This window comes from Microvirga brassicacearum (assembly GCF_008757455.1).
Taxonomy (GTDB): Bacteria; Pseudomonadota; Alphaproteobacteria; order Rhizobiales; family Beijerinckiaceae; genus Microvirga; species Microvirga brassicacearum.
In genome coordinates, this window is sequence record NZ_VCMV01000004.1 from 67587 (window position 1) to 91439 (window position 23853).

At 61.4% G+C, this 23853-nt stretch carries 19 protein-coding genes; 16 read left to right on the top strand and 3 right to left on the bottom strand.

The window, feature by feature from the left end; genetic code table 11:
- Window positions 1–120: 120 nt before the first annotated feature.
- Both FEZ63_RS04275 and FEZ63_RS04280 read right to left on the bottom strand, forming a co-directional pair.
- Window positions 121–1773 carry an ABC transporter permease gene (locus FEZ63_RS04275; protein ID WP_150942401.1) on the bottom strand — a complete coding sequence of 551 codons (1653 nt, stop codon included), beginning with the start codon at window positions 1771–1773 and terminating at the stop codon, window positions 121–123.
- A complete protein-coding gene (locus FEZ63_RS04280) occupies window positions 1770–2849 on the bottom strand; it encodes an ABC transporter ATP-binding protein (RefSeq protein WP_150942402.1) in 1080 nt (359 codons plus the stop codon). The genes FEZ63_RS04275 and FEZ63_RS04280 overlap by 4 nt, the downstream gene beginning before the upstream one ends.
- Before the next feature lie 109 nt (window positions 2850–2958).
- On the opposite strand from FEZ63_RS04280, the gene FEZ63_RS04285 reads away from it, so the two are divergent.
- Together FEZ63_RS04285 and FEZ63_RS04290 are read left to right on the top strand one after the other, a co-directional pair.
- Window positions 2959–3930, top strand: a complete 972-nt coding sequence (locus tag FEZ63_RS04285; protein ID WP_150942403.1) for an extracellular solute-binding protein — start codon at window positions 2959–2961, stop codon at window positions 3928–3930.
- Between the two features lie 20 nt (window positions 3931–3950).
- Window positions 3951–4943, top strand: coding sequence for a protein phosphatase 2C domain-containing protein (locus tag FEZ63_RS04290; RefSeq protein ID WP_150942404.1), 993 nt, complete (start codon window positions 3951–3953; stop codon window positions 4941–4943).
- Between the two features lie 86 nt (window positions 4944–5029).
- Here FEZ63_RS04290 and FEZ63_RS04295 read toward each other — a convergent pair whose 3' ends face one another.
- Complete coding sequence (locus FEZ63_RS04295; protein WP_150942405.1) at window positions 5030–5806, bottom strand: SDR family oxidoreductase; 777 nt, start codon at window positions 5804–5806, stop codon at window positions 5030–5032.
- 148 nt (window positions 5807–5954) lie between these two features.
- On the opposite strand from FEZ63_RS04295, the gene FEZ63_RS04300 reads away from it, so the two are divergent.
- From FEZ63_RS04300 to FEZ63_RS04365, 14 genes are all read left to right on the top strand, one after another.
- A complete protein-coding gene (locus tag FEZ63_RS04300) occupies window positions 5955–6503 on the top strand; it encodes a hypothetical protein (protein ID WP_244622632.1) in 549 nt (182 codons plus the stop codon).
- A 194-nt stretch (window positions 6504–6697) separates the two neighbouring features.
- Window positions 6698–7201, top strand: a complete 504-nt coding sequence (locus tag FEZ63_RS04305) for a chemotaxis protein CheW (protein WP_150942450.1) — start codon at window positions 6698–6700, stop codon at window positions 7199–7201.
- On the top strand, window positions 7201–8637 hold the full coding sequence (locus tag FEZ63_RS04310; protein WP_150942406.1) for a CheR family methyltransferase: 1437 nt from the start codon (window positions 7201–7203) through the stop codon (window positions 8635–8637). The genes FEZ63_RS04305 and FEZ63_RS04310 overlap by 1 nt, the downstream gene beginning before the upstream one ends.
- 2 nt (window positions 8638–8639) lie before the next feature.
- Entirely contained in the window at window positions 8640–9239 is a 600-nt protein-coding gene (locus FEZ63_RS04315; RefSeq protein ID WP_150942407.1) for a chemotaxis protein CheW, read from the top strand.
- Window position 9240: 1 nt separating this feature from the next.
- Entirely contained in the window at window positions 9241–10917 is a 1677-nt protein-coding gene (locus tag FEZ63_RS04320) for a methyl-accepting chemotaxis protein (RefSeq protein ID WP_201274079.1), read from the top strand.
- 11 nt (window positions 10918–10928) lie between these two features.
- Complete coding sequence (locus FEZ63_RS04325) at window positions 10929–13205, top strand: hybrid sensor histidine kinase/response regulator (protein ID WP_244622633.1); 2277 nt, start codon at window positions 10929–10931, stop codon at window positions 13203–13205.
- Window positions 13202–14278, top strand: coding sequence for a chemotaxis-specific protein-glutamate methyltransferase CheB (gene cheB / locus FEZ63_RS04330; RefSeq protein ID WP_244622634.1), 1077 nt, complete (start codon window positions 13202–13204; stop codon window positions 14276–14278). Before FEZ63_RS04325 ends, cheB begins: the two co-directional genes overlap by 4 nt.
- A complete protein-coding gene (locus tag FEZ63_RS04335) occupies window positions 14275–16020 on the top strand; it encodes a response regulator (protein ID WP_150942408.1) in 1746 nt (581 codons plus the stop codon). The genes cheB and FEZ63_RS04335 overlap by 4 nt, the downstream gene beginning before the upstream one ends.
- Complete coding sequence (locus FEZ63_RS04340; RefSeq protein WP_244622635.1) at window positions 16017–17930, top strand: response regulator; 1914 nt, start codon at window positions 16017–16019, stop codon at window positions 17928–17930. The genes FEZ63_RS04335 and FEZ63_RS04340 overlap by 4 nt, the downstream gene beginning before the upstream one ends.
- A 298-nt stretch (window positions 17931–18228) precedes the next feature.
- The gene (locus FEZ63_RS04345; protein ID WP_150942409.1) at window positions 18229–19830 is read left to right on the top strand and encodes an ABC transporter substrate-binding protein; all 1602 of its coding nucleotides are present in this window, start codon (window positions 18229–18231) and stop codon (window positions 19828–19830) included.
- Between the two features lie 66 nt (window positions 19831–19896).
- Window positions 19897–20907 (top strand): ABC transporter permease subunit, encoded by a 1011-nt coding sequence (locus tag FEZ63_RS04350; protein ID WP_150942410.1) that lies wholly within the window; start codon window positions 19897–19899, stop codon window positions 20905–20907.
- On the top strand, window positions 20904–21815 hold the full coding sequence (locus FEZ63_RS04355) for an ABC transporter permease subunit (RefSeq protein WP_150942411.1): 912 nt from the start codon (window positions 20904–20906) through the stop codon (window positions 21813–21815). Before FEZ63_RS04350 ends, FEZ63_RS04355 begins: the two co-directional genes overlap by 4 nt.
- Before the next feature lie 2 nt (window positions 21816–21817).
- Window positions 21818–22837, top strand: a complete 1020-nt coding sequence (locus tag FEZ63_RS04360) for an ABC transporter ATP-binding protein (RefSeq protein ID WP_150942412.1) — start codon at window positions 21818–21820, stop codon at window positions 22835–22837.
- Window positions 22834–23817 (top strand): peptide ABC transporter ATP-binding protein, encoded by a 984-nt coding sequence (locus FEZ63_RS04365; RefSeq protein ID WP_150942413.1) that lies wholly within the window; start codon window positions 22834–22836, stop codon window positions 23815–23817. Before FEZ63_RS04360 ends, FEZ63_RS04365 begins: the two co-directional genes overlap by 4 nt.
- Window positions 23818–23853: the final 36 nt, after the last annotated feature.

Consider the following 23853-nt stretch of genomic DNA (forward strand, 5'->3'; position numbering starts at 1 on the left):
CTGCGAACGTGGTTTCGCAACCACATATCCTGTTTCTATGCCGCGAAGCACGCAGGTCAAGTCAAAGAATGTGATAGGCGTCGTGGAGAGAGCTTATGAGCGGCGACCGGCCGACTGCCGTTACAGCAGCGCGCTCTCCTTCCGACCCGATAAATGAAAGGCGGCGTAAACCGCAACCGCCGTCATGCTCAGGAGAATCGTCGAGAGCGCTGAGGCCGTGCCGTATTCACCATCCATGACTGAAAGGTAGATGCGGACCGGCATCGTGATCGTGCTGCCGACATACAGCACCAGCGACGACGAGAGCTCGTTCATGGCCGTCACGAAGCTCATGAGCGCACCCGCCATGATGCCGGGTAGGATCAACGGCACCGTCACCTTCATGAATGCCTTGCCGGGCGCATAGCCGAGGCTGACTGCTGCGTCCTCCAGGTTGGGGCCGACCTGTTTCAGAGCCGCAGCCACCGAACGCGCCGAATAAGGCAGACGGCGGATATAGACGACCAGGATGATTATGAGACCCGTGCCGGTGAGCGCGAGCGGCGGGTCGTTGAAGCGCGTGATGAAGGCAATGCCCATGACGATCCCCGGCACAATGTAGGGCACCATGAGAAGCGCATCGAGCGCGCCGGTGACTACGCCGGGCCGTCGCGAAATCAAGTAACCGACGAGGGTGCCGGTGATGACGATCGCAACAACCGCGACCGAGGAGAAAGTCAGGGTGTTCCAGATCGGCTCCGACACCGTGGCGATCACCTTTTCGTAGCTTTGCAGGCTCACACCCGGCTGGAACACCGGGCCGCTCGTGCGTCGAAACGAAAATATCACCACGATGAAAGCCGGCAATGCGCCGATCAGCACGATTCCGTAGGCGAGCAGGTGGAGACCGGCCGATCGGAGGCCCGTGACGTGCTGGCGTTCGGGCTTCTTGATCATATTGCTGTGATAGACATTGCGCCGCAAGACCCACCGCTGGGCGAAGACGACCGTCATCGACAGGAAGATCAGCACCATGCTGAGCGCCGAGGCCATTCCGGGATTGCCGCCCACCTCGCCGCCGAAGAGATTGAAGGCTTCCGTCGCGAGCACGTTGAAGTCGCGCCCAATGATGCGAGGCGTGCCGAAATCGGCAATCGACAACACGAAGGTGAGCAGCGCGCTCGCGGAGATTGCGGGCAGGATAAGCGGAAATGTGATCTTGAAGAGGCGTTTCGCCGGCGGCACGCCCAAGCTCTCGGCAGCTTCTTCGACCGAGCGGTTGATGGCAGCCAACGCTCCGGACGTGATCAGGAACACGTGCGGAAAAAATTTCAGGCTGAACACCATGATGACGCCGGCAACCCCGTAGATGGGCGGGATCGAGACGCCAATGCTGTCGAGCCCTTTGCGGACAACGCCGCTGGCGCCGAAGAGCACGATCCACGCATAGGCGCCGATAAAGGGCGGCGAGACGAGCGCGATGACGGCGAGCGTCTGGATCAATGCGCGGCCATAGATATGAAACCGCGTCGTCACGAATGCCAGCGCCACACCGAGCACGAGCGCACCCATCATGCCGCCGAAGCCTGCGATGAGGGTGTTGCCGATGGCACGTTGATAGACCCTCGTGGTGAAGATTTCCATGTAATGGACGAGGGATAGCGCACCGGTCTCGTTGTCGATCAGGCTGGCGCGCACGATGGATGAAAGCGGCCAGACCAGAAGGATCAGAAGGATGGTCCAGGCGCCGATGAGCACAAAGGTCCAGAGATCGAACCGGAAGCGTCTGCTCATCGCGCCGCCCCGGTCATCACCAGATCGCCGTTTCGGTCGAACAGGACGATTTTTGCCAGCGGCAGGCAGATATCGACCGGTTTTCCTTCCATGTCGATGAAATCTGAACTCGGATCGGCGACCTGCGCGACAATCTCTCCGGCCTCAGTCGTCAGCATGTAATGCGCTTCGCGGCCGAGGAAGGTCACCTTGCGGACTTCCGCTCTTAGATGGAGCACTTCTTCATCGAGAGGTCGGTTCGCAAGGATCACATTCTCGGGCCGGAAAGCTATCTCGATCGCGCGCTCCGCTTGTAAGCCGGCGAACGGGAAAGACTGGCTGCCAACCATCAGGCGGCCATTCTCAGCCCGTGCCGGTAGAAAATTCATGGTTCCGACAAAGCCCGCCGCGAATCGGCGCACCGGCTTGCGATAAATCTCGAACGGCGTGCCGATCTGCTCGACGTTCCCTTTATTCATGACGCAGATGCGGTCGGAGACCGCCAAAGCTTCTTCCTGGTCGTGAGTGACATAGATCGTTGTGATGCCAAGCCGGCGCTGGATGTCGCGGATGTCCTCACGTAACTCGATGCGGAGTTTGGCGTCGAGATTCGACAATGGCTCGTCCATGAGCAGCAAAGTCGGACGGATCGCCATCGCGCGGGCAAGACCGATGCGCTGCTGCTGACCGCCGGACATCTCAGCCGGGTAGCGCGCATGATAGCCTTCGAGGCGCACCATCTTGAGACTCTCGTCGACCCGCTGGTCCATCGCGGCCTTCGGAAGCGAGCGCGCCTTCAGACCGAAGGCAACATTCTCGGCCACCGTCAGGTGCGGAAAGATCGCATAATCCTGGAAGACCATCCCGATGTCGCGCTTGTGAGCAGGCTTGTTGTCAATCCGTTCGCCCTTGACGATGATTTCGCCGCGATCCTGATGCTGAAAGCCGGCAATGGTCCGCAGCAATGTCGTCTTGCCGCAACCACTGGGGCCCAAAAGCGTGAAGAACTCTCCCGAGGCAATATGGAGATCGATGCCCTCAAGGACACGAACATCCCTGTAACTCTTGGCCAGCCCCTGGATCTTCAAGTCCGCCACGCCCCGCTCCTGTTTTTGTCATTATGCTTTCTGCGGCCGCGACTTTACAAAACTTATGGCTTTCAGCAACATGCCGTAGCTTTGTTACTTAATCCAGGGAGGATGAAAAATGTTAAAAGCTGGCCTGACCGCAGGCGTATTGCTTGCCTCGATGAGCGTCGCCGCCATGGCGCAGGACAAGTCTGTCGTCGTCTACACCGCCCACAAAGCGTCCATCGTTGACGCCCTGGTCCCCAAATTTGAGAAGGAGACCGGCATCAAGGTCGATGTCGTCAAGGCTGGCTCAGGCGATATCATCAAGCGCGTCAAGGCTGAGTCGTCGGCGCCGAAAGCGGACGTCATCTGGAGCATCGGCGGCGAGCAGCTTGAGGATAACAAGGACCTCCTGGCCACTTACAAGCCGAAGGACGACGCGGCCCTCCTGCCCGCTTACAAGGTCAGCCCCGAATGGATTCCCTATACGGGCATTCTGCTGGTGATGGCCGTCAACAAGAAAGACTTGAAGCCCGCCGAGTATCCCAAGACCTGGGCCGAACTCGGCGACGCCAAATGGAAGGGCAAGATCTCTGCCGCCCGTGCCGATACCTCCGGCTCGTCCTTTCAGCAACTCGCCACCGTGCTGATCGCGCATGGCGACAAGGGCTGGGAGGTGAACAACAAAATTCTCGCCAACACCAACCTGTCCGACAGCTCGGGAGCGGTCCCCCGCTACGTGAACGACGGCGAGGCTCTTGTCGGCCTGACGCTTGAAGACAATGCGTTGGATTACGTGAAGGGTGGCGGCAACGTCGCTATCGTCTATCCGGCCGATGGTTCCTCCACCGTGGCGGACGGCGTCGCGCTTGTGAAGGGAGCGCCCCATGCGGACAACGCCAAGATCTTCATCGATTGGCTTCTCTCCAAGCCTGTCCAGGAGCAGCTGGTATCGGATATTGGCAGACGCTCTGTTCGCAATGACGTTACGGGCGCTGGTTTGAAGCCGCTCAGCGAGGTCAAGCTCGTCGAGTATGACATCAAGAAGGTCGCGCAGAACCGCGCCGACTGGATCGCCAAGTGGAAGGCCGCGCTGCAGAGCCGCTAAGCGACCTCCGGTCGAATCCCATGCTGATCGAGGCCTTTTCCGAGGCGAAGGATCCGTCCACGCCTCAATCGAACGAGGACCGTCTCGTGATCCTGCCGGGTCGCGCTTACGCAGTGATCGACGGCGTTACGGACCGCGGCGGAAGCCGATATGGCGGGGTCTCGTCGGGTCAGTATGCGGCCATGATCGTCCAGGGCGCGCTCGAGCATATGCTGAGCGCGCCCGACCATCCCGCAGACGGATTTGTCATCGTCAGACGACTGACGGCGGAAATGTCTCGCGCCTACGAGGCACACGGCACGTTCGAGAGGGCACAATCCGATCCCAACTCACGTCTCGCCGCTGCGCTCGCACTTGTGCTTGTCAAGGAGACGTCACTCGACATTATCCTGGTCGGCGACAGCGGCGTGCGCATCAATGGCACGAAGATCCTTCGGATGGAGAAGGACCTCGATCTCATTACCTCGGCGTTGCGTCGAGAGGCATGGCCGGTCATCGGCCAGCGGACTGGCGATCGCGCGTTACAAGAGCAAACCTCTCGCCGCATCACATGGCATGGCACCCGCCAACCTGTGGAAGATTTGGTTGGCGTGCTCGATGCGAGCGACATGGCGTTGATCGAGCAACGTGCCATTGATGCCAATCTCCGGGCACTTCCTCATATATCGCCGGGCGATATTCACAATCTGGTCACCGGCGGCATCGTGAATGCGCAGAGCGGCTACCAAAATGACGCCTCCACGCTTCTCGGCTATCCATGCCTTGACGGCTTCCCAGTACCGGAGAGCCTGATCCGCATTGAAAGCATCCCGCGCGGTGACGTTCGGACCATCGAGATTTTCTCGGACGGATACTTCAAACCCGGCGACAGCTTCGGGGCCGAGGCGTGGGAGAAGGCCTTTGCCGAAGTGGAGCGCGACGATCCGTCCAAAGTCGTGCTGTATCCTTCGCCGAAAGGATCGATTGGCTCGTTCTGGGCCGACGACAGAACGTATCTGGGCGTCAGGTTCTAACCGAGACGGCGCATGCGAGCAGGCGGAGCGGTCGCCAGTGACTCAGGTATGTCAACGCTGAACACGACCGGCGCCAATCCGGGCGATCAGATTTCGGCGCCGCAGAACTCGCGAGCCATAGTGGTGGAGCCTGCGGAGAGGCCACCATCGACGGGAAGGACGGCTCCGGTGATCATCCGGGCATCCGGACCGACCAGAAAGGCCGCCACTCCGGCGATGTCCTCGGGCACGCAGATGTCGCCCAACGGGTACCATTTCTTAAGGCGTTCGAAGATCTCGGGATTGGCTTCGACCCGCGCCTTCCAGGCCTGCGTCTTGACGCTTCCGGGCGCGATGGCGTTGGCGCGGATGCCATGCCGACCCAACTCGACGGCGAGAAAACGGGTGAGATGCTCCAGACCTGCCTTGGCGGCGCTATAAGCCGGGTAGCCGTAAATTCCCGAACCATTGGCGGATGAAATGTTCACGATGACTCCCTCGCGGCGCTCGATCATGCTCTCTTGAACCGCCCGGGTGCAACGCCACGCGCCGTTGAGATTGAGATCCACATCGGCAAGCCAGGCGGCCTCGTCTGTGGAAGCAAGCGTGGGACTGACGACCGCTCCGGCATTGTTGACCAGAACATCGATAGGGCCGAAGCGTGCCTGCACTTCGGCAATGGCCATCTGAACTGACGATAGGTCAGTCACGTCCGCCACGGCACTCACCAGGGCCTCGCCTGACCTGAGCTCCTCGGTCGCTTTTTGCAGCGCCGCCTCGTCGCGATCGAGCATGACGACACGGTTGCGGTCGGCCAGAAACCGGGCGCAGAGTGCACGGCCGATGTCACCAGCCGCGCCGGTCACCAAAATGGTCTTTGACATCCCGATCCCCACTCTTGTGCCCGGACTATGCCAAAAATGCAGGGCGATGAACATCCGGGCGGAGGCACCACCTCGCGCGACGCAAATGCGCGTTGTTTAACAACGTCATTGGTTCTAGTCTCCCGCATGCGCATACATTGGTGCCTGCATGTCGGACGTAAACCCTTTCCCCGCAACTGACGAGGCACGCCATGCGATCTGGGAAATGCTGGTCCGCCGCGACATCAACGCCTATGTGGCGCGCGACTGGGATGCGCATTTCAGGGATTTCGCACCCGATAACTTCTTCGGCATCGATGCAGGCTTTTCCGACAATCCCGACAGCTGGCGCGTCACCTACACGGATATCGGGCGCTATCGCGAGGCTTGGCTCAGCGGCGCCCGTGACCTGGAGGGCCGAATTCCCGATGCGGATTTGCGTCGAGCGATCTTTGCGCTCACTCACCTACGCGACATCGACATCATGGGGAATTTCGCCCTTGCGCGAAAAAAATTTGACGGCGCCATTCGGCTGAGTGACGGCGACAGCATCACCTTGCGTTGGCAAACGCAATATTTCTGCCGTCATGCGGCTGGCCGCTGGCGCATCGTCGGTTTCCTGGGCTACCTGCCGAACCCGATGGGAAGCGCGCGCCGGATGCCGGACCCGGTCGAACGCACGCCGGAAGCCATGCAAGCCCCTGGTTCCGGCCCCTGATTCCGGTGCACGAAATCACATCGGCAATATTGTTGCTGTTTTTTGCCAAACTCTGAAACAATCCGATGAACTCCAATCGTCGAGCTTTCTGGGTTCGATCGGTTGCCGGTGGTTGTGCTCTGCCCAATATAAGAGGCTTCCCAGGAAGGCGGCAGCGTAGACCTCGTTCCCGTCAAGACCGATAATTGAGTACGATGGCGAGCCTGCAGATCCTTCTGTTCGATGTACGCGGAACCCGTTGCGCCATCCGGCAAGGTGCCATCCGGGAAATCTTGCCGCTTCCGCGCCTGTGGCGGCCACCCTCACTGCCGCGTCCTCTCGCCGGCTTCTTCAACCTTGGTGGAAGTCCCATCGCGGTGGTCCGCCTGGATATCCTGTTCGGTTTGGACGAAAGCAAACCTACGGAAGACGACCTTTACTCGCACATGATGCTGGTGCAGCGGTCAGGGACCGAGCGGATGATGGCATTTCTCGTCGATCGGGTTGTTGACCTGACGCATGTGGATGACCGCCACCTTTCCCCGGTAGGCGAGGCCGGGGCTCACAATGGCTGCGTCGAGGCCGAAATTGATGTGGCGGGACAGCTTGTCCACCTCCTGTCTCTCGAAAAGATTCTTTTTGCCGAAGAACGACAGACGATCGCAGCTCTCGAGCGACAGGCGCAGGTGCGGTTGAGCGAGTGGGCGGTCGCGACTTGATGGCAGCCGAACTCGCCCCAGGCTTTGCGTTCGACCGGGCTTTTCCGAAGCTCAAGAGTCTCATTGTCGAGCGGACAGGCCATTTCTATTATGCCGACAAGGACGATCTACTCTGGGAGCGGATCGGAAAGCGGATCCGCGCGACAGGCAACCAGGATTGTTCCGCCTACCTTGAAAGATTAGACGACCCCTCCCTCGGCCCCGCGGAGTGGGCGCGTCTGGAAGCCGAGATCACGATCGGCGAGACGTTTTTCTTCCGCTATGTGGAGCAGTTCGCGGCGCTGCGCGATGTCATCCTGCCGGAACTGATCGAGCGCAAAGCAACTGAGAAACGCTTGCGGATTTGGAGCGCGGGCTGCTCGACGGGTGCTGAACCCTATTCGGTCGCAATTCTCGTGACCGAGCTTCTCGGGGAGGAGCTCAAGGACTGGCGCGTCAGCATTGTCGGCACCGACATCAACGAGAACTTTCTCGACGTCGCCCGCCGCGCACGCTTCGGGCGATGGGCTTTGCGGTCGCTGACACTTGAGCAGAAGGCGGATTACTTCCTCCCCGCAACTGAATACGACCAATGGCAGCTTCGGCCCGAATTCCGCTCGCTTGTCCGGTTCGAGCGCCACAATCTTCTGAGCCTGCTCGACCGGACATCTCCCCTTCAGTTCACCGAGTTCGACCTGATCCTCTGCCGGAATGTGCTGATCTATTTCCATCCCGATATCGTCAACCGCATTGTCGAGGCCTTGCGCGACACGCTCGTGGAGGCTGGATGGATGCTTCTCGGCCATGCTGAACCGAACCCCGGCTTCGCAACGATGATGCAGGCACTCAACCTACCGGGTACCACGGCCTACCGGCGTTTACCGGGCAGCCCCATATGGCAACCGGAAGGCGATGTGAAGCCGGCATGGGCAGACGTCTTAGCTCCTGTCCGGCCGCCGTCAGCGATCAAGCCGCAAAAGCCCACACCACCAAGATCGCGGCAGCCGGTACCCATCCCGCCTCCGCCGGCGACCGGCGGCGGCACGGAAACGCTCGTGACCGAGGTCCGGCGGCTCGCCGACGCGGGAGAGCTGGCAAGGGCCGATGCCGCGTGCAAGCTTGGCTTGCGCGAGCGCGCGGTCGATCCGGTCCTCCATTATTATCTCGGCCTCGTCGCACAAGCGATGAAACGTCCTTCGGAGGCCGAGAAGGCCTTCCGCGACAGCATCTATCTCGATAAGAACTTTGTCATGGCGCATTACCATCTTGGCCTGCACCTGATCGCCAACGGGCAATCTCGACGCGGACAGCGTTCGATCGCAAACGCCGCGCGTATCGCCGCCACCTTGCCGCCGGATTGTCCTCTCGCCGAGGCGGACGGGCTCACCGGCAAAGAATTCAGGTCGCTCACGCGGGCCCACCTGCCAGCCGGCCCGCGCAACCGTGGCAAGCCCTGACGATGGCGAAGTCTCTGAGGCGCAAATTACGAGAAATCACTCTGGAGGGCGCTTACTCGGTCGAGGAAAACGCCCGTTTGATCCTGGAGGAGCGGACGCGGCATCTGGCGGCAAGACGTCTGGTCAACGCAGCGCCCGAGGTCGCAGCGAGGCCGGTTCTCGTCTGTAGCACCGGCGGGGAGAGATACGGAATTGCGCTCGACGAAATCGCCGAAGTGCTACCGGTGCAAACCTGTGTTCCCGTCCCCGAAGGTCCGCCCGCCCTCGTGGGTTTTTTCGGCCGCAGAGGCCATCTCGTAAGCGTGATCGATCTTGGCGCCGCCCTCGGAACGTCCACTGCGTCGTCCGACGCCGTCTTCCACCATCTGGTCCTCCTTCGACGGGAACACCTCCGCGTCGCTTTGCGCGTAGAGCGCGCCCACAGCGTGACGCCCGCAATACCGTTGGCGGCAGAAGACGGCCAGACTTTTCGCAGCGAAGCCGTCATCGGCTACGCAGAAGCAGAATCCGGGGCTTCGGACAGAGGGCGCGTTCTGTCGCTCCTGGACGTCGAGCGCCTGATCCGCCCGTTCCTGCCCCCGTCCCCCGTTTCCGGAGTTTAAGGTGACAATCTCGATAGCGAATCGCATCCTCCTCGGCTTCGCGTTCATCGTTGCGTTGATGATCGGACTTGGCGCCTACACGATCAACCAGCTTGACGAGGTGACCCGGACAACTGAGACGATCGTCACACGGGACTTGGCACTGCAGCGTCAACTCGATGCGTTGGCGCGCAGCCAGAACGACATGCGCGGCGCGCGCGAGGAAGCGCTCACCCGCTCCCTCCTCCGTTCCCTCGGCCAGCAGCAGGCGTCGCCCGAGGAATTGATCGCCGATTGGGGGCGGCGGGCGGCCACAACCGAAACGGCGTTGGCGCAAGCCGTCACCACAACAAACAATTATCTGTCGGCGTCGGTGACGAGCCAACGGGCGGAGGCATGGCGCCGGACCGCCGAGATCCTGAATGCCGCGAGTGGACAATTGCGGCAGCTCCGCGTTGCCTCCGAGCGGCAGTTCAGCGCGATCGAGGCCAACGATCTTCCGACCATTTTGTCCACGGAAAACGCCCTGAGAGCCAGCCGCGAATCGTGGAACAAATCTCTCGAAGAGATCAACAAGGTGCTGAGCGAGGCCATCTCGATCGGGCAGCGCCGCGTCAACGACGTGTACGAGCGGAGCCGCACATCGATCATTCTCGCGCTTGCGGTGGTGGGACTTCTGAGCATCCTTATCACCTACATGCTGCGCGCTTCCATCGCCAAGCCGCTCGACGCCTTCATGGAATTTGTGGAACGTGTTGGCCGGGGTGATCTTTCAGGCCAGGCGGCATCCGCCGGAGTAGACGAGCTGGGGCGGCTGGGTGGTACCCTCAACGGCATGGTGGACGGGCTTCGGCAATTAGCGAAACAGAGTCGCGAGGCGACCGAAAACCTCAACGCCGCCGCGGCTGAAATCCGCGCTTCGACACAGGAGCAGGCAGCCAGCGTCGAAGAACAACTTGCCGCGGTCCAGGAAACTGCCGCGACCGTCGACGAAATCACACATTCAGGGACTCAGATCGGAAAACGCGCGCAGGAGGTCATCGCATCGGCGCAAGCGACGGCGCAGACCAGCATGGCGGGTCTTCAGGCGGTGGAAGAAACGGCGCGCGCGATGGATGCCATTCGCGAACAAGGCGAAGCGGTGGCCGAGAACATTGTCGCCCTCAGCGAAAAGACCCAGGCGGTCGGGGAAATCATCTCAACCGTCAACGATATCTCCGAGCGAACCCATCTTCTGGCGCTCAATGCAGCGATCGAAGCCGCGGCCGCCGGTGAGAATGGCCGCAGCTTTGCGGTCGTGGCTTCCGAGATGAAGGTGCTGGCCGATCAGGCGAAGGACGCAACGTCGCAGGTGCGCTCAATCCTCGGCGACATCCAGCGCGGTATCAATTCCTCCGTCATGTTGACCGAGGAAGCGGTCAAACGCGTGACGGCCGGCAAGGAGCGCACGGATACGACCCAGGCAACCATCACCGAAATCTCGAGCCGCGTTCAGGAAAGCGTGCAGACCTTCCAGCAGATTGTTGCATCCACCAATCAGCAGCAACTTGGCATCGAGCAGGTGACGGGTGCGCTTCAGAACATCCGGCAGGCAAGCCAGCAGACGGCGGCGGGAACACGCCAGCTTGAAACGGCGGCCGCCAATCTGTCGGGCCTGTCGCAGCAACTCCTCAGCCTCGTCGAGCGCTATCGCTTGTGAGCTGAGACGCGTTGGGAGCGCCGTTCATCGTGAAGGACATCCGCAAACAATTGCTCGCAGCGTTCGATGTTGAACATCGGGAGCACTTGCACGCAATTCGCGGCGCGCTTGATGCTGCGGAAACGGGTGACGTTGATCTGACAGACGTGTTTCGCCGGGCGCATTCGCTCAAAGGTGCAGCACGCGCGGTCGAACTCCCCGCTGTCGAGGAGATCGCCCATCAGTTGGAGGCGCTGTTCTCTCAACTGATCGACGACAAGCGGGACCTCGACCCGCGCACCATTGCGGCCGTCCGCCTGAGCCTCGACGCTATCGAGGATCTGACGGCCGAAATCGACGCCCCGTCGGGCTCAGCGTCGTCGGGACCCGCACTTCAGGCACTCAATGACTTGCTCGGGCAGCCGACGCCGCCCACATCGATTGCTCCATTGGAGAAACAAGGATCGCCGCCCCCGCCGAGACCGGAGCCTCCCGGCATGCCCGAACAAGGCGTCGGGTCCTACCTGCGCGTGGCGGCCGACCAGATGGAGCAATTGTCGAGTTCCATGCACCAGTTGCTGGCGGAAATTCAGGCGGACGATGCGATCTCCGAGGATCTGCAGCAGGTCGAACTCGACGTCCGTGGATTGCGACGAAGCTGGGACCTGCTGCAGCCGCAGATGAAAATTATGGGCGCGGGCTCGCAATTCGCGGATTCAGGATCGCGAAGCACCGGTGCTTTCACGTCTCGCCTCCGCGCGTTCGATCAGGATCTCAGAGGCCTGTTTCGTACACTTTCGACCCTCGCGCGGACCCGGAAAAAGTCTGCCTGGACGGTGGAACAGGCCGCCCGACGCGTCCGCGACGATATCGACCGGGTCTCCCTCGTCTCTGCCGAAACGGTATTCGGAAACTTCGGACCGATGGTCCGGGACATCGCCCGCGAGGAAGAACGTGATGTCCATGTCCGCACCATCGGCCTCGACATTCAGGTCGATCGGCAGGTCCTCCAGGCTCTGAAGGACCCGGTTATGCACCTGCTGCGGAATGCGGTCAGCCACGGCCTCGAGCCGATTGCCGAGCGGGCTGCGAAGGGAAAACCCGAACGCGGCGAGATCACGCTGGAGCTCGCCTCCCGCGGCGGACGACTTGCGGTGTCCGTCCGCGACGATGGTCGCGGACCCGACCTGTTGCGCATCGAGAATGTGGCTGTCGAACGCGGCTTATTGCCCAAACGTCCGGCTGGCGGACGCATGCCCAGGATGGACCAGCTTCTGTCCCTGGTTTTCACGCCCGGCTTTTCCACCGCCGCCGCGGTGGACCGCCTGTCCGGACGGGGCATGGGTCTCTCGGTCGTTGCCGAAGCCGCGCGCAAGCTGCATGGCTCCGTTCTGCTGCGGCCACGCTTTCCCTGGGGTACCGAGGCGCTGCTGAGCGTGCCGTTCGCAGCCGCCCGGCAGCCTCTGCTGCTCGCGGAGGCGGAGGGGCGGACCTTTGGGTTTCCCACTTACGGCATCGAACGCCTCCTTCGCCTGAGATCCGAATCACTGGAGAGCGTGGAGGGACGTCCTGCCGCACGGATCGAGATCGGGGGCCGCGACGTTGTTGTTCCGGTAGTCGCTCTGGCCGCTCTCACAGGATCGCCGAATGCGCAAATTCCCATCGAGAATAAGAATATTAAAGCCGTGCTGGTCAGTCATGGCGCCCGTTACTGCGCGTTTGCGGTGAACGCCTTCGATGATGTGCGGACGATGCTGGTCAGCGATATCGATGTTGTCGGGGTCAGCGAGATTGCGTCAGGAACCGTGATGCTCGAGGGTGAGCTTCCCGCGCTCGTGCTCAGCCCAGAGCGACTGGTCGAGCATTGGATCCGTCACGAGAGCTACCTCGCGGCGAGCGGGCTTGGGCTTGCCGAATGGTCCGACGACGCGCAGAAGCACACGACGACGATCTTGGTCGTGGACGATTCAATCACCACACGAACGCTCGAAAAAAGCATTCTGGAAGCCCAAGGCTACCGCGTCCTGCTGAGCGTTGACGGAATCGATGCACTCAATGTCCTCCGCGCCGGAGAGACGATCGTCGATGTTGTGATTGCGGATGTGGAAATGCCGCGAATGGACGGATTTGGACTTCTCCAGGCTGTCAAAGCCGACGCGCGCTTGGCCACGACCCCCGTGATCCTGATGACGTCGCGCGCTGCTCCCGGCGATATTCGCCGCGGGCTGGATCTCGGTGCGAGCGCTTACATCACCAAGCAAAACTTCGACCAGCGCGAATTGCTGGCGACGATCGGGCAACTCCTATGAAAGCCGCGCTGCACTCCCCTGTGCGCGTGATGATCGTGGAGGATTCGCTCGTCATCCGCCAGCTCCTCGCGCATATCATCACCCGCGACCCTCGTCTAATCTTGGCCGCCGCCGTCAGCTCTGCCGAGGAGGCCTTGCGGGAAATCCCCCGTATCCAGCCCGATGTCATCTCGATGGATATTCGCCTTCCGGGCATGGACGGCCTTGAAGCCACACGCCGGATTATGTCGGAGCACCCGACGCCGATTGTCGTGATTGCGGGCAGCATCGAAGATGCTGCTTTGAAAATCTCCATGAACGCGCTCCGCGCCGGCGCGCTTACGGTCGTCGAGAAGCCGGTCGGCGTGACGAACGCCGGGTACGATGGTATCGCCGATACGATCTGCACCCAGCTTTACATCATGAGCCAGGTGCCGGTTGTCAGACAGCGCTCATTCGCCTGGCGTCCACCGGCTCAACGCACGACGTCGGCTTGGCACGATGATTCGACCGGATCGCAAGCCCCGAGCCTCCTCGGCATCGCCGCCTCGACCGGTGGTCCACCCGCGCTTGCGAAGGTACTGAGCGGCTTGCCGGCCGATTTTCCCATCCCGATCCTGCTCGTGCAGCATATCGGCGCGCCCTTCATGGAGGGCTTTGCATCGTGGCTGGACGGGATCATGCCGCTCAATGTCGGCGTCGCGCGCGATCAGGAAACGCCTGTCGCCGGACGGGTTTATGTCGCCCCGGGAGATCGCCACCTTCTGTTGTCGCCATCAGGCACGCTGCGGATCAGCGCGACTGCTCCGCTCGCCGGTCAGAGACCGTCGGCGACGCTGCTGTTTCGATCGATGGCTGATGCGCTCGGGTCCAAGGGACTTGGCGTCATCCTGACCGGCATGGGAGAGGACGGCGCCCCGGGGCTGGTGGAGATGCGTCAGGCCGGCGCCTACACCATCGCCGAGGACGAGAGTACGGCAGTTGTCTATGGCATGCCCGCAGCTGCACTCCGCATGGGCGGCGTGCGTGCCAGTCTGCCGCTCGATCTGATCGCCCCGCGCATTGCCCGGCTCGTGAAGGATGCTCGCCAATGAGCGCAGGAACCGGCACGCAAGGTGCACGCATTCTTCTGGTCGAGGATTCCGAGACGCAGGCGTTGCAGCTTCGCCATGTGCTGGAAAGCAACGGACTTCATGTCACCTGGCGCTCGACTGCCGAAGCGGCGCTCGACAGCCTGAACGAGAAGCTTCCGGATCTCGTCATCGCGGATTTTCATTTGCCCGGCATGAACGGGGACGAGTTGTCGCGGCAGATGCGGCTGAACGTCCGCACACGCGCGATCCCCGTGATCATGCTCACGGAGGCCCGTGAGCGTGGAGTCGAACGGCAGGGGCTCGAAAGCGGCGCCGACGCATATGTGTCCAAATCCGCCGAGCAGGCCCTCATCATTCTGCGAATCCGGGCGCTGTTGCGACGACGCGCGGCGCCCGCGGCGACAGTCGAGGAACACCGGAATGCACCGAGTTTCAGTGCTTTCCGGCGAGCCCGTCTCCTTGTCGTTGACAGCGATAACGCGCAGAGAACCTATCTTGAGGAGATTCTGGCGCGGGAAGGGTATTCGGTGACATGCGTCGCAAGCCCCGACGAGGCGCTGGACCTCGTCAGCGTACAGGGAGCGAATCTGGACTGCGTCCTGGTGAACATTCTGAGTCCCGCCTCCGACGGCGTGGAGCTTTGTCGCCGGCTCAACGTCTATCGCGGCGTCGCCCCCGTGCCCGGCACCGAGGTTGCCACCTATTACATCGTGGGACTCGGCAACGAAGACAGCGGTGATATTCTGGCTCGCGCCTTCGCAGCCGGGGCCGACGATATCGTGCCGGCTGCCGCAGATGCTGATGTGATGCGCGTCCGCATCCGTGCGCTCGTGCGCCGAAAGCTTCTGCAGGACGAGAACTGGCGCATCGAGACTGAACTTCAGGAGCGGGATCTGGCATTGGAACGCGCTCGCACCGAAGCCGCCGCGGCCGAAGCCCGTGCTGCTCTCGCCGGTGCGCTCGAGAAAGCCAACCATGAGCTCGAAGAAAGCAATCAGCGCCTGAAGGACACGCAGGCGAAACTCGTTCAGGCGGCCAAGATGGCATCTCTCGGCGAACTGGTCGCGGGCATCGCACACGAGATCAATAATCCGCTTGCTTTCATTCTTGCGCATCAGGGCACGGTTGAGCGGCTTCTGGCCGACGTGGCCAAGAAGCTGCCCGGAAGCGCCGCTATCGAGAAGCCTGTCGCTAAATCCAGGGAGCGTGTTGCGGCGATGAAGCTCGGCCTCGGTCGGATTCAGGAACTTGTCCTGAACCTTAGGCGGTTTTCTCGTTTGGACGAGGGCGACTTCCAGACGGTGAATGTGCGCGAATCGATTGACACGGTGCTGGCGCTGCTCGGCCACCGGCTCGGTGCGCGCATCGATGTGCGGCGACGTTTCGACGCCGTACCGGACCTATATTGTTCGCCGGCGCTTCTGAATCAGGTGGTGATGAATATTATCGGCAATGCGGCTGACGCGATTTCCGGCTCCGGTGCCATCGACATTGAAACCTGGAGCGACGACACAACCTATACGATCAGAATCAGCGATACGGGGCCTGGCATCCCGCCGGATCTGCGTGAAAGGATTTTCGAACCGTTTTTCACCACGAAACCGGTCGGCGCCGGAACTGGACTCGGACTGGCCATAGCCTATAGCGTTGTCCAAGCTCACAAGGGAACAATCACGGTGGATTCGGGCCCGTCAGGTGGCACAAGCTTCACCATTACAATCCCGAGGCAAACCCACCAATGACCTCGATGATTCCGGAAAACCAGAGACAGGGCACGATCCTCGTCGTCGATGACGAACCGGATATCTTGATTGCCATCAAGGACCTCTTCGAGGACGAGTATCGCGTCGTTTCGACAACCTCGCCGCTGGAGGCTCTCGATATTCTCGCGAGCGAGCCGGACATTGCCGTGATCCTCTCGGATCAGCGGATGCCTGAGATGTCGGGAGACGAGTTTCTGGCCCAGGCGCGCGAACACAGCGACGCTGAAGCCATTCTCCTGACCGGCTACGCCGATCTCAAGGCGGTCATCGGAGCGGTCAACAAGGGCCGCATCATGGCCTATATGCCCAAGCCATGGGATCCGTCGCTGCTGGCCGTCATGGTGCGGTCTGCCTATGAGCGTCGTGTCCTGGCGCGCGAGTTCGATATGGAGCGCGCTCTGCTGCGCGGCTTGATGGAAAGCACGACGGACCAGATCTCTTTTAAGGATCTCGACGGGCGATTTATGCGGCTGAATGCCAGCAAGGCCAAAAGTTTCGATGTCTCACCCACATTGTGCCTTGGCCGCCGAGAAAGTGAATTCGTCACCCCCGAGCGCGCTGCGTCGATTCTCGAGGCAGAACGAGCGGCCATTGCGGCTCGCGCACCGGCCGAACGGCTCGAAGAACGCACCACGGCCGACGGCGCGACCCAATGGTATCTCGTTCATCGCATTCCCATTCTGGACGAGACCGGCACTGTGGCGACGATCGCCACCATCGAGCGCGACGTCACCGAACGCAAGTTGATGGAATTGCGTCTGCGCCAAGCAGACAAGATGCAGGCTCTCGGGACTCTTGCGGGCGGCATCGCGCATGATTTCAACAATCTGCTGATGGCGGTGCTCGGCAGTCTCGACCTCGCCTCTCGCCGCGCGCCTGACGATCCGCGCCTCAATCGGCTTCTTCAGAACGCCACCTATGCGGCCGAGCGCGGCGCATCGCTCACTCAACGGCTCCTGAGCTTCAGCCGGCAGCGCGACTTGAGCTTGCGCGCCGTCGACGTGAACGAAGTCATCCATGACATGAACGATCTTTTGATGCGTACGCTCGGAGGCGTCGTGCGCATCGAGAAAAATCTGTCGCATGCTTTGTGGCCGGCCATGGTTGACCCCGATCAACTCGAACTCGCTATCCTGAATCTTTGCATCAACGCCCGGGACGCCATGGCTGAAGGCGGACAGATCCTCCTGTCGACCCGCAACGCGAGCGTTGCCGAGGGCGAAATCGCGGATCTCCCTGGCGGCGATTACGTCGTGATCGCGGTGAGAGACGAAGGCGCAGGCATCCCGCCCGACATTCTCAGCCGTGTGATCGAACCTTTCTTTACCACCAAGGAGGTCGGCAAGGGCACCGGACTGGGACTGCCGATGGTCTACGGTCTGGCACAACAATCCGGCGGAACGGTCACGATCGAGAGCAACGTGGGCAGGGGTACGGTCGTGGAATTGTACCTTGCACGCACGATGACGAACGACGCCGCCGCAGAACGCGAGGAACGGGCTGTCTCGCCGAGCGCCCCCAAGATTCGCATTCTCCTCGTCGACGACGATGCCGAAGTACGAGCCGTCACATCCGCGTATCTCGTTGAAATGGGCCACCGCGTGATCGAGGCGCCTGATGGGGCCTCGGCGATTGATATCCTGCGTACGGATCGGCAAATCGACCTGTTGGTGGCGGACTTCGCGATGCCCGGGATGACCGGGTTCGACCTCGCGGTCAAAGCGCGGGAGCACCGGGAGGGGATCGGCATCCTGCTCGTCACCGGATATGCGGATCCCGGCAAGATGGCGCAGGGCTTCCCGCTCCTGCACAAACCCTTCGGACGGGAGGATCTTGCCGCAAAGGTTAATGAGGTGGCGGTGACGGGGCTTTCTTCGCCGGAGGCTTAGGCGGGCCGGTCAAGTGGCAAAGCGCCGCGACGGTGCGGCCTCAGTTGCCGTTGGGGAACCTTGGGTCTCAGACCAAGGACGAAAAATAGCCATATGGCCCAGCTAGTTACGATGGCCCCACTCGCGATCACGTGATGGGGCGGTGGACCGAAGGGCTGCGCGTCGTAACCATGAAATGCTATAGTTTTTCCTGTTTTGGTCCGTCCCCCATGGGGACAGATTGACAAGAACGAACCTTCGCACCTTAACTCTGTCGCAGAACGGCCATAATCCAGAGCCGTCTCAGAGGACTGTCAGAATGAAGAAATCAGCTCTTCTTGCTGCTGTTTGCGTCCCGGCCTTTTTGGCCGCGGCACCGCTCGCAGCCAAAACCCTTGTCTATTGCTCAGAGGGCAGCCCGGAGAACTTCTACCCCGGCGTCAACACCACCGGCACCTCATTTGATGCCAGCGAACAGATCTACAACCGCATCGTCGAGTTCGAGCGCGGCGGTACCAAGGTCGTCCCGAGCCTCGCCGAGCGCTGGGAGGTGTCGCCCGACGGCACCGTCTACACCTTCTATCTTCGCAAGAACGCCAAGTGGCATTCGAACAAGAACTTCACACCCACGCGCGCGGCGAATGCCGATGACGTGATGTTCATGGTCGAGCGGCAGTGGAAGGAAGACAACCCGTACTTCAAGGTCACGAGCCCCAACCACTCGTATTTCAGCGACATGGGCATGCCCAAGCTGCTGAAATCGGTCGAGAAAGTGGATGACTACACGGTCCGTTTCACGCTCAACCAGCCGGAAGCACCGTTCCTCGCCAACCTGGCGATGATGTTTGCCAGCGTGCAGTCCAAGGAATACGCCGACGCGATGCTGAAGGCCGGCACGCCTGAGAAGATCGACCAGGAGCCGATCGGAACAGGTCCCTTCTCGCTCGTGCAATATCAGAAAGACGCCATCATCCGCTACAAGGCGTTCCCTGATTACTGGGGCGGCAAGGCCAAGATCGACGATCTCGTCTTCTCGATCACGCCCGACGCATCGGTTCGCTGGGCGAAGCTCCAGAAGGGCGAATGCCATGTGATGCCGTATCCGAACCCGGCCGATCTCGAAGCCATGAAGAAGGACACGAACGTCCAGATTCTGGAGCAGCCCGGCCTGAATATCGGCTATCTTGCCTATCAGACCACGAAGAAGCCCTTCGACGACGTCCGCGTCCGCAAGGCCTTCAACATGGCGATGAACAAGAAGGCGATCGTCGACGCCGTGTTCCTCGGCAGCGGCATCCCCGCCAAGAACCCGATCCCGCCGTCGATGTGGTCCTATAACGACGCCGTGAAGGAAGATGCGTACAACCCGGAAGCCGCCAAGAAACTGCTTGCGGAAGCGGGCTATCCCAATGGTCTTGAAACCGACCTTTGGGCGATGCCGGTTCAGCGTCCCTACAACCCGAATGCCCGCCGTATCGCCGAACTGATGCAGGCCGACCTCGCCAAGATCGGCGTGAAGGCCGAGATCAAGAGCTTCGAGTGGGGCGAGTATCGCAAGCGCGCTCAGGCGGGCGAGCATCAGATGGCTCAGCTCGGCTGGACGGGTGACAACGGTGATCCGGACAACTTCCTGCACACCCTGCTCGGCTGCGCCTCGGCTCAGTCGGCGTCGGGCTCGAACATTGCGAAGTTCTGCTACAAGCCGTTCGACGATCTGGTTCTGAAAGCCAAGGTCACGACCGACATTGCGGAGCGCACGAAGCTCTATGAGCAGGCTCAGGTGATCTTCAAGGAACAGGCTCCGTGGTTCACCGTGGCTCACGCGGTGCAGCTCAAGCCGGTTCGCAAGGAAGTCGTCGACTTCAAGCTTTCTCCTTTTGGTCGCCACACCTTTTACGGCGTGGATATCAAGGGTAAGTAAGCCTTCGTTCGCAACCTTCGGCGGAGCGGCTGATTCCACGCCGCTCCGCCTTTTTTAGTTCAAAAGATGCTCCGATTCATCCTGACACGCGTCAGCCTCGTCATCCCGACATTCCTCGGGATCACAATGCTGGCCTTTTTCCTCATCCGACTGGTTCCGGGCGACCCCATCGAGACCCTGGCCGGCGAGCGCGGGATCGACCCCCAGCGCCTGGAGCAGCTGCGCATCGAGTTCGGTTTCGACAAGCCGATCATCGTCCAGTACGGCATCTATCTGGCCCGTGTGCTGCAAGGCGATCTCGGCAAGTCGATGATCACGCAAGAATCGGTCCTGACGGAATTCACGGCGCTGTTTCCCGCCACCATCGAGCTCGCTTTCTGCGCCATCATCTTCGCCCTCGCCCTCGGGCTGCCGGCCGGAATGCTGGCGGCGATCAAGCGAAACTCGATCTTCGATCACGGCGTGATGGGCGTTTCCCTCGCGGGCTATTCGATGCCGATCTTCTGGTGGGGCCTGATCCTCATTTTGCTCTTCTCGGTGCAGTTTGACCTCACTCCGGTATCCGGCCGCATCGACGTCCTCTACTATATCGAGCCGACAACCGGCTTCCTGCTGATCGACACGCTATTGTCCGACGAGGAAGGCGCGTTCTGGTCGGCCGTCCGCCACCTGATCTTGCCGACCATCGTGCTTGGCACCGTACCGCTCGCGGTCATTGCCAGGATGACACGGTCCGCCATGCTCGAGGTGCTGGGGGAGGACTACATCCGCACCGCGAAGGCAAAGGGATTGTCGCAGTTCCGGATCATCGCCCTTCACGCACTTCGCAACGCGCTCATCCCGGTCGTCACCGTCATCGGCTTGCAGGTCGGCGTATTGTTCACCGGCGCAATCCTGACCGAGACGATCTTCTCGTGGCCAGGCGTGGGCAAATGGCTTATCGACGCCATCTTCCGGCGCGATTATCCCGTCTTGCAGGGAGGAGCGCTTCTTCTCGGCGTCGTCGTGATGGCTGTGAACCTCCTCGTCGATCTCACTTACGGCCTCATCAATCCGCGCATCAGGCATAACCGATGACCGCAGAAACTCTCGACACTCCGGCCGTTGCGGTTCCAACGGCCACGCCGCCGCATCCGCTTCGCGAATTCTGGGGTTATTTCAGCGCCAACCATGGCGCCGTCGCCGGCCTGATGGTCATTGTCGGGGTGGTGCTGGTGGCGATTTTTGCCGACGTCATTGCGCCGCATTCGCCGTATCTCACGGATACGACCGTCGCCCTGAAACCGCCATTCTGGCAGACGGGCGGAACCCTCACCTATCCGCTCGGAACCGACCCGATCGGGCGCGATATTCTCTCGCGCCTCATCTACGGCTCGCGCCTCTCGCTGATGATCGGCATCGCCGTGGTGTCGATCTCGATCATTATCGGCACTGTCCTTGGACTCGTGGCGGGCTTCGTTCGTGGGATCGTCGAAATCTTCATCATGCGGCTGATGGATATCATCCTGACCTTGCCGAGCCTTTTGCTCGCCATCGTCATCGTGGCCGTCCTTGGTCCCGGATTGATGAATTCGATGCTCGCCGTCGCGCTCGTCATCCTGCCGCATTATGTGCGCCTGGCACGCGCCGCGGTGATCACCGAGACCTCGAAGGATTATGTGACAGCTGCCCGTGTGAGCGGCGCTGGTCCGATCCGCCTGATGTTCAAGGAGGTGCTGCCCAACTGCACCGCTCCATTGATCGTCCAGGCCTCGCTCGGCATTTCAACCGCGATCCTCGACGCTGCCGCCCTAGGCTTCCTCGGCCTCGGCGCGCAGCCGCCATCGCCCGAATGGGGCACCATGCTGGCAGATGCGCGCGAGTTCGTGCTGCGGGCCTGGTGGGTGGTGACCTTCCCCGGTCTCGCCATTCTCATAACGGTGCTGGCCTTCAACCTCCTGGGCGACGGTTTGCGCGACGCCCTCGATCCCAAATTGAAGCGCTGATCATGGCTCTGCTTGAAATCGAAAATCTGTCCGTCGAATTTCCCACCCAGGGCGGCATCATGCGCGCCGTCGACGGCGTCAGCCTGACGCTTGAAAAGGGCGAAGTTCTCGGCGTCGTGGGGGAATCAGGCTCGGGCAAGAGCGTGACGATGCTCGCGCTGATGGGTCTTGTGCCTTTTCCCGGAAGAGTGACCGCCGACAAGCTGTCGTTCAACGGGCGCGATCTTCTGACCATTTCCGACAAGGAGCGCCGCAAGCTCACGGGCAAGGACGTGGCGATGATCTTCCAGGAGCCGACCACGAGCCTCAATCCCTGCTTCACGATCGGCTTCCAGCTCACCGAAACGTTGCGGTTGCACGAGGGAATGGATCGCAAGACGGCACGACGGCGCGCCATTGAATTGCTCGAGCAGGTCGGCATCCCATCTCCGGAAGGCCGCCTGTCGTCGTTTCCACATCAAATGTCCGGCGGCATGAACCAGCGCGTGATGATCGCCATGGCGATTGCCTGCAATCCCAAACTGCTGATTGCGGACGAGCCGACGACGGCCCTCGACGTGACCATTCAGGCACAGATTCTCGACCTGCTGGTGACGCTGCAAAAAGAACGCAACATGGCGCTCGTCATGATCACGCATGACATGGGCGTCATTGCCGAAACAGCCAAGCGCATCATGGTGATGTATGCCGGACAGGTGATGGAGGAACGGGCGGCAGACGACCTTTTCCGTTCGCCGCAGCACCCCTATACGGCGGCCTTGTTGGCAGCCTTGCCGGAACATAGCCACGATGGCCGGCTCGCAACGATTCCGGGCGTCGTTCCAGGTCTCTATGATCGCCCGCGCGGTTGTCTCTTCAGCCCACGGTGCGCGTATGCGACCGAGCATTCGCGCGAGGTCCGGCCGGAGCTGCGCTCATGGGCAGGAGGGCAAATCCGCTGCCATTATCCGCTCGGCGATCCGACACGGGAGGCGCGGCTGAACGCAGATCGTCCCGTCCCCGCCAAGGAGATTGCGTCGTGAGCACTCCGGTCATCGAAGCCAAGAACCTCAAACGCGTCTACGAAGTTCGGCGTGGGCTATTCAAGGAGCCGGGGCGGCTGCAGGCGGTCGGCGGCGTGTCGTTCACCCTGCAGCCGGGAAAGACCCTCGCCGTGGTGGGCGAATCCGGCTGCGGCAAGTCGACCCTCGCGCGCATGGCGACGCTGATCGAGAAGCCCACGGAGGGTGCCCTCAATCTCGACGGCATCGATGCCGTAAACCCGCCGCACGGCAAGGCGAAGGACCTGCGCCGCACGGTTCAGCTGGTTTTCCAGAATCCCTACGGCTCGCTCAACCCGCGCAAGAAAGTGGGCGCGATTCTGGAAGAGCCGCTGGCGATCAACACCAAGCTGTCGGGCGCCGAGCGCACGGAACGGGCCCGCGCCATGATGACCAAGGTCGGTCTGCGGCCGGAGCACTATAATCGCTACCCGCACATGTTCTCCGGCGGACAGCGCCAGCGCATCGCCATCGCGCGCGCACTGATGCTGTCACCCAAGCTCGTGGTGGCGGATGAGCCGGTCTCCGCGCTTGACGTCTCGATCCAGGCACAAGTCCTGAATTTGCTGGCGGATTTGCAGAGCGAACTCGGCCTTGCGTATCTGTTCATCTCCCACGACCTCAGCGTCGTGAGGCACATCGCCGACGACGTGCTCGTCATGTATCTCGGGCACACGGTCGAGCAGGGGCCGAAGGAGCGGATCTACGCACGTCCGCTGCATCCCTACACGCAGGCGCTTCTCTCCTCGACGCCGAGCGCATCCGGCGAGAGGCGAAAGCGGATTGTCCTGAAAGGCGAACTGCCCTCACCGCTCAATCCACCGACCGGATGCGTTTTCTCGACCCGTTGTCCGTATGTGACTGACCGCTGTCGCGTCGAGCGGCCGCCACTGCGCATGGTCGATGGTCGGCAAGTCGCCTGCCATTACGCTGAGGACTTTCTCGCAAATCCGCCGATCTGACGCACGCGAACTTCCGGTGACGCCAGTCTCCGGAAC

Excerpts from the sequence above, each read along its gene's own strand:
- FEZ63_RS04275 (WP_150942401.1), bottom strand. The coding sequence starts at position 1,773 with ATGAGCAGACGCTTCCGGTTCGATCTCTGGACCTTTGTGCTCATCGGC.
- FEZ63_RS04285 (WP_150942403.1), top strand. The coding sequence starts at position 2,959 with ATGTTAAAAGCTGGCCTGACCGCAGGCGTATTGCTTGCCTCGATGAGC.
- FEZ63_RS04290 (WP_150942404.1), top strand. The coding sequence starts at position 3,951 with ATGCTGATCGAGGCCTTTTCCGAGGCGAAGGATCCGTCCACGCCTCAA.
- FEZ63_RS04295 (WP_150942405.1), bottom strand. The coding sequence starts at position 5,806 with ATGTCAAAGACCATTTTGGTGACCGGCGCGGCTGGTGACATCGGCCGT.
- FEZ63_RS04300 (WP_244622632.1), top strand. The coding sequence starts at position 5,955 with ATGTCGGACGTAAACCCTTTCCCCGCAACTGACGAGGCACGCCATGCG.
- FEZ63_RS04305 (WP_150942450.1), top strand. The coding sequence starts at position 6,698 with ATGGCGAGCCTGCAGATCCTTCTGTTCGATGTACGCGGAACCCGTTGC.
- FEZ63_RS04310 (WP_150942406.1), top strand. The coding sequence starts at position 7,201 with ATGGCAGCCGAACTCGCCCCAGGCTTTGCGTTCGACCGGGCTTTTCCG.
- FEZ63_RS04315 (WP_150942407.1), top strand. The coding sequence starts at position 8,640 with ATGGCGAAGTCTCTGAGGCGCAAATTACGAGAAATCACTCTGGAGGGC.
- cheB (WP_244622634.1), top strand. The coding sequence starts at position 13,202 with ATGAAAGCCGCGCTGCACTCCCCTGTGCGCGTGATGATCGTGGAGGAT.
- FEZ63_RS04335 (WP_150942408.1), top strand. The coding sequence starts at position 14,275 with ATGAGCGCAGGAACCGGCACGCAAGGTGCACGCATTCTTCTGGTCGAG.
- FEZ63_RS04340 (WP_244622635.1), top strand. The coding sequence starts at position 16,017 with ATGACCTCGATGATTCCGGAAAACCAGAGACAGGGCACGATCCTCGTC.
- FEZ63_RS04345 (WP_150942409.1), top strand. The coding sequence starts at position 18,229 with ATGAAGAAATCAGCTCTTCTTGCTGCTGTTTGCGTCCCGGCCTTTTTG.
- FEZ63_RS04350 (WP_150942410.1), top strand. The coding sequence starts at position 19,897 with ATGCTCCGATTCATCCTGACACGCGTCAGCCTCGTCATCCCGACATTC.
- FEZ63_RS04355 (WP_150942411.1), top strand. The coding sequence starts at position 20,904 with ATGACCGCAGAAACTCTCGACACTCCGGCCGTTGCGGTTCCAACGGCC.
- FEZ63_RS04360 (WP_150942412.1), top strand. The coding sequence starts at position 21,818 with ATGGCTCTGCTTGAAATCGAAAATCTGTCCGTCGAATTTCCCACCCAG.